The organism is Ligilactobacillus acidipiscis DSM 15836 (genome assembly GCF_001435755.1).
Classification (GTDB): Bacteria; Bacillota; Bacilli; order Lactobacillales; family Lactobacillaceae; genus Ligilactobacillus; species Ligilactobacillus acidipiscis.
On record NZ_AZFI01000140.1, the window covers coordinates 1 to 5,510 of the forward strand.

Genomic DNA, 5,510 nt, shown 5'->3' on the forward strand with positions numbered 1-5,510 from the left:
CCTTAAGGGAAAAGTATGAATAATTCAGGTCTATTAGTAATTTCAAACAGGAATCAGTGGATTTTACAGCAGATGTGAGTGAATTAAATGAAAGTTTTATGCAGATTCATACAGAATCGAAATTTGAAATAGATACTGCAAAAGTTCAAGAAATCAGTCAATTATTACTTGATAATAAAATCACCAGAATGGATCGGCAGAAACAAGTTGCAAACGTTTTGGCTAAAAATTCTGGAGATAAAGAAGCAGACAAAATTAATAAAAAGATTGCAACGGAATTTTGTAAAGCAGTTTTAGGAAACAAAGCTAAATTTAATGTCATCTTAGGCGAAGACGCAGTGGACTCTGATTGGTCTTTTAAAATGGATGATGAAAATTCAGATGAAGAGATCGAAATCTTGATGGGCCAAACGAATGGACAGCAACAAAATGTCCTAAGAATTATCCATCAATGGTATTCGCAAATCACGTTGAATGGAATCGTTCCAGATGGCCAAATGATTTCGGAATCGATGATCGATAAATATGAGTTGCATAGAAAGCATCTTTTGTTATTAAAACAACAAATTAAGGTAACTAAAGATAAGAAAAAAGCTCAGCAGCTACATGAGGCCTATGAACAATATGTGCATGGTACAGGTGCTAAGAAGAAATTAACACAGGATGATTTTTATTCTAAAGTGACTAAAAACTTAGAAACATCAGATTTTTCTGACGAAATAAAAAAGCAAATTAATGCTGAGACTTTTATGCCCAAGCAGCGGACATCAGCGAATGGGGTCATTCCACATCAATTGCACCAACAAGAGTTAGATAAAATTATTGAAAAACAAGCTAAGTATTATCCATTCTTGGCTGAACTGAATCCTGATACTAAACGTCAAAATATTGCTAAGTATAAGTTGGATGAATTGATTGCATTTAAGATACCATATTATGTGGGACCATTGATTACAACGGAAGATCAAAAGAAAACTTCAGGTAAGAGTTTTGCTTGGATGGTACGTAAAGAACCAGGAAAAATCACACCATGGAATTTTGATCAAAAAGTTGACAAAATGGCTTCAGCTGACCAGTTTATTCGTAGAATGACTACGAAGGATAGTTATCTGATCACTGAAGATGTTTTACCTGCAGAAAGCCTGATCTATCAAAAATATAAGGTGCTAAACGAGTTGAATATGATTCGGGTAAATGGCAATAAATTGACTAAACACGATAAACAAAATATTTATCAGCAAGTTTTTGAGAAATATAAGACTGTCAATGTTAAGAAGGTTCAGAACTACTTTTTAACAGATGGAAGGTATCAGCATGCACCAAAAATTACTGGGCTTTCAGATGATAATAAATTTAATTCAAATTTATCAACTTATATTGATTTCAAAAAGATTTTTCAAGATGTCGTTGATGATCCTCAGAAACAAAAAGATTTTGAACGAATTATTGAATGGTCCACTATTTTTGAAGACAGACATATTTATGAAGTTAAGTTAAAAGAAATTTCTTGGTTAAACGACGAGCAAAGAAAAGAATTGAAAAAGAAAAGACATCAAGGATGGGGTAGATTATCGGCTAAATTGTTGACTGGTATTTTTGATGAAAATGGTTATTCGATCATGGATCAGCTATGGAATACACAGAAAAACTTTATGCAGATTCAGGCTGAGGAAGGCTTCAACAAGAAAATTCAGGCTGAAAACAGTAAGCATCTTGAGAAAAATGATTTTGAAGATATTTTGGAAGATGCTTATACTTCACCACAAAATAAAAAGGCGATCCGTCAAGTTATTAAAGTTGTTGAAGATATTCAAAAGACGATGGGCACGGCACCTCAGAAAATTTCTATCGAATTTACTCGGTCTGCTGATAAGAATCCCCGTCGTTCGATAGAAAGACAACGCCAGCTGGAAGAAATCTATTATAATGATGCAAAAGAAATTGTCAGCGAAGGAATGCAAGATAACTTGCAAAATTTCACGGACAATAAACAGACTCTGACGGATAAATATTTTCTATATTTTACTCAGCTTGGAATAGATATGTACACAGGTAAAAAGATAAATATCGACGAAATTGGAAATTATCAAATCGATCATATTTTGCCTCAGGCCTTTATTAAAGATGATTCAATAGATAATAAGGTACTAGTCAGCTCAGCGATAAATAATGGTAAGTCAGATAATGTTCCTTTAAGTATGTATGCTTCAGTACGAATTAAATCTGAAGTTCAAAATAAATGGAAAAATTTTGCGGAACATGGACTTATTTCTCAGCGCAAGTTGAATAACTTAATGACTGATCCGGAATCGATCGATAAGTATAAGGCACGTGGGTTTATCAAGCGCCAGCTAGTAGAAACAAGCCAAGTGATACGCTTAGTAGCAGAGATTTTAAATGAAAAGTATCAGGGTGAAACGGAAATTATTGAAGTTCGAGCTAAAATGAACTCTCAATTACGTAAGGATTTTGATTTGCTCAAAAATAGGAATGTGAATGACTATCACCATGCTTTAGACGCCTATTTAACAACATTTATTGGAAATTATCTCTATCGGCGTTATCCAAAATTACGGTCATATTTTACTTACGGGCATTTTAAGAAAATCGATGATGCGAAGTTAAAACAATTCAACTTTTTGCATGATATTGAAAATGACAAGGATCCAAAATATGTCAATGATAACGGTGAGTTGTTGTGGGATCGTGAGAAAGATATTGCATATTTTAAGAAGATATATAATTTCAAATATATGTTGGTTTCACATGAAGTATCTACTAGACAAGGGGCGATGTTTAAACAGACCATCTTTCCAGCTGCTGCTGATGCAAAAAGTAAATTGATTCCAATTAAGAATGATAAGCCAACTGCAATTTACGGTGGATATACTAATAACAATGATGCTTATCTGGCAATAATAAAATTGGCAAAGACTGGTCAATTCAAGGTTGTTGGTGTTCCTCAACGTGCGATAGTTAAGTTAAAACAGGCATATGACAAAGAAACCGGTGACTATAGCAATGTTCTTTATAAAGTATTGGAACCTAAATTTGTTAAAAAGAAAGTAAATAGAAAAACAGGTGAGATAACCTATCAAGTCGAAAAATTTAAAATAGTTGTACCTAAAGTCCCATATAGACAACTTGTAATCGACGGTGACCAGAAGTTTATGCTTGGCAGTTCAACGTACAAGTACAATGCTAAACAACTAGTGCTATCAGAAAATGCAATTAAAATATTGGATAAAAAATCATTTGATCAGTCTGGATATAAATCGAGTGATTTAGATACTGTTTATGACGAAATATTAAGTCAAGTTGATCGATATTTCTCAATGTATGATAAAAACAAATTTAGAGAAGGACTGCATAACGGAAAAAAATATTTTCAAAGGTTACCCATGATAGATAATGTTGAAAAAGGAAAGATTAAGGAAAATGGGAAATTTAAGCTTTTAAATGAAATTTTAATAGGACTTCATGCTAATCCTTCCTTTGGTAATTTAAAATCTCTAGGTATTTCTACACCTTTTGGAATGATGCAGTTTGCTAGCGGAATTTCACTTTCTGAAAATGCAATATTATGTTATCAATCGCCAACTGGTATTTTTGAACGAAGAGTGGCACTTAAAGATTTATAGAAATATCAAAAAGGGAATCACTCCTCGAGAGGAATGATTCCCTTTTAATATGTATTGTCCGTTAATAAACGGATCAAAAATATAAACTCAGCATTAAATGCTTTGCTTGATTTTAAAACAAGACGTTAAACCAATAAGGTACATCAGTTGGGAGCTACCCAACAGAAACTATTATATAATAACGCTAACAAAATAGCAAGGGGTGTTTTTAATGGGATGGAGATCAGTTATTATTACACAACATGCCAAGTTGTCATATTCTTCACGAATGATGACAGTGCAGAACAGAGATGGAATCAACCAAATTCCAATTGAGGATATTAATTTATTGTTGATAAATACCACACAGGCAGTGATTACATCTTCATTGATCAGTCATTTAGCGAAAAGCGAAGTTAAGGTTATTTTTTCAGATGACATGCATGAACCTATCTGTGAAACTGTCGGATATTATCCTAGTACTCGCGATATAGATTTGTTAGAGCAGTAGGTTAATTGGACGGTTCAGAAAAGAGAAACACTTTGGACCAAAATTATTTTTGCAAAGATACAAAATCAAATTAAAGTTTTACAGTCTTATGGGGAAAATGTTGATGAAATCAATGATGAACTAGAAAAAATTGAAATGAACGATTTTACTAATAGGGAAGCTACGGTTGCGAGGAAGTATTTTCCATTACTTTTTGAAACAGATTTTGTAAGGCGAAATAATTCGCCTATTAACGCTGCCTTGAATTACGGATACTCTATTTTGCTTTCAACGGTTAATCAAGAAGTTGTTTCAAATGGATATTTAACGTATATCGGGATTCATCATCATAGTGAAGAAAATATGTTTAATTTGAGTTCAGACTTGATGGAGCCCTTTAGACCTGTGATCGATTATTGGGTAGCCGGACAAAAATTTTATGAATTAACTCCTGACGTGAAATATGGGTTAGTAGAACTACTGAGTTTAGAAATTATTTTTAATGGTAAGAAAATGTTGTTAAAGAATGCTATTTCTGAATATGTTCGTAATTGTCTTAATTTTTTGAGTGGTAATAGTTCGAAAATGAATATTGAGGTGGGCTTTACTAATGAGGTACCAAGTTATGCGATTAATGATAATGTTTGATTTACCAGTTGAGACGAGTAAACAACGTAAAGCATATCGAACCTTTAGAAAGGCATTGATCAACGAAGGGTTCGTTATGGTTCAGTATTCAGTTTATGTTCGGGTATGTGTCAATAAAAAGTCTGCAATGTTTATGGAACGCAGAGTAGAAAATTTTTTGCCGCCAAATGGGTTGGTACAATCTTTAGTTTTGACTGAAAAACAATATAATGATATGCACTTTTTGGTCGGCAAATCAATTGATGATGTGAGAAACTCATCAGATCGGACGGTGATTTTATGAAACTCTCTTATTCAACTCATAAACCTTTCGAAATTGAAAATGGCAAGCTCAATGTGGTTGCAACAAACAATCAGGTGGTTTACAGAGATTTAATTTTAGGACTTAAGGGTCAAAGTGATTTACTTAAAGTATTTGATGATGATCTCAATTTTACAGAGATCAACAAATCATTTGACTGGGCAGGAGATTTAATGATTCAACAAAATATCAATAAAAAGTATATGCCTATAATTTTAAAAAAAATGTTCACGACTATGCCAGATCAACAGCGAAATAGAATTCATGAAGCCACTACTAGCTTAGATAATGCAATTCAAGAGAGTTTATATCTAGCAGATCTTCCTGTCAAAGTGACATATGATTTTGACTTAAAAAAAGCATTGAAGTTTACTGATACACACTTAAATCAAGAAACTTTGGATGATCCATATGATATAATAACCTGGATTATTCATAATTTTACCTTGAG

The 5,510-nt window shown here is 32.9% G+C and carries 3 protein-coding genes and 1 pseudogene; all 4 read left to right on the top strand.

Annotated features, from left to right (window positions below; translation table 11 throughout):
* The first annotated feature begins 56 nt into the window (after positions 1-56).
* A complete protein-coding gene (gene cas9 / locus FC65_RS08535) occupies positions 57-3,641 on the top strand; it encodes a type II CRISPR RNA-guided endonuclease Cas9 (protein ID WP_056972333.1) in 3,585 nt (1,194 codons plus the stop codon).
* Positions 3,642-3,852: 211 nt separating this feature from the next.
* Positions 3,853-4,758: pseudogene (cas1, locus tag FC65_RS08540) on the top strand (type II CRISPR-associated endonuclease Cas1).
* A complete protein-coding gene (cas2, locus tag FC65_RS08545) occupies positions 4,736-5,041 on the top strand; it encodes a CRISPR-associated endonuclease Cas2 (protein ID WP_056972336.1) in 306 nt (101 codons plus the stop codon). Before cas1 ends, cas2 begins: the two are co-directional and overlap by 23 nt.
* A partial coding sequence (gene csn2 / locus FC65_RS08550) for a type II-A CRISPR-associated protein Csn2 (protein ID WP_056972338.1) occupies positions 5,038-5,510 on the top strand: 473 nt, incomplete at its 3' end. The genes cas2 and csn2, both read left to right, overlap by 4 nt.

Bases quoted from the DNA above. Each gene is read 5' to 3' on its own strand.
- cas2 (WP_056972336.1), top strand. From the start codon at position 4,736: ATGCGATTAATGATAATGTTTGATTTACCAGTTGAGACGAGTAAACAA.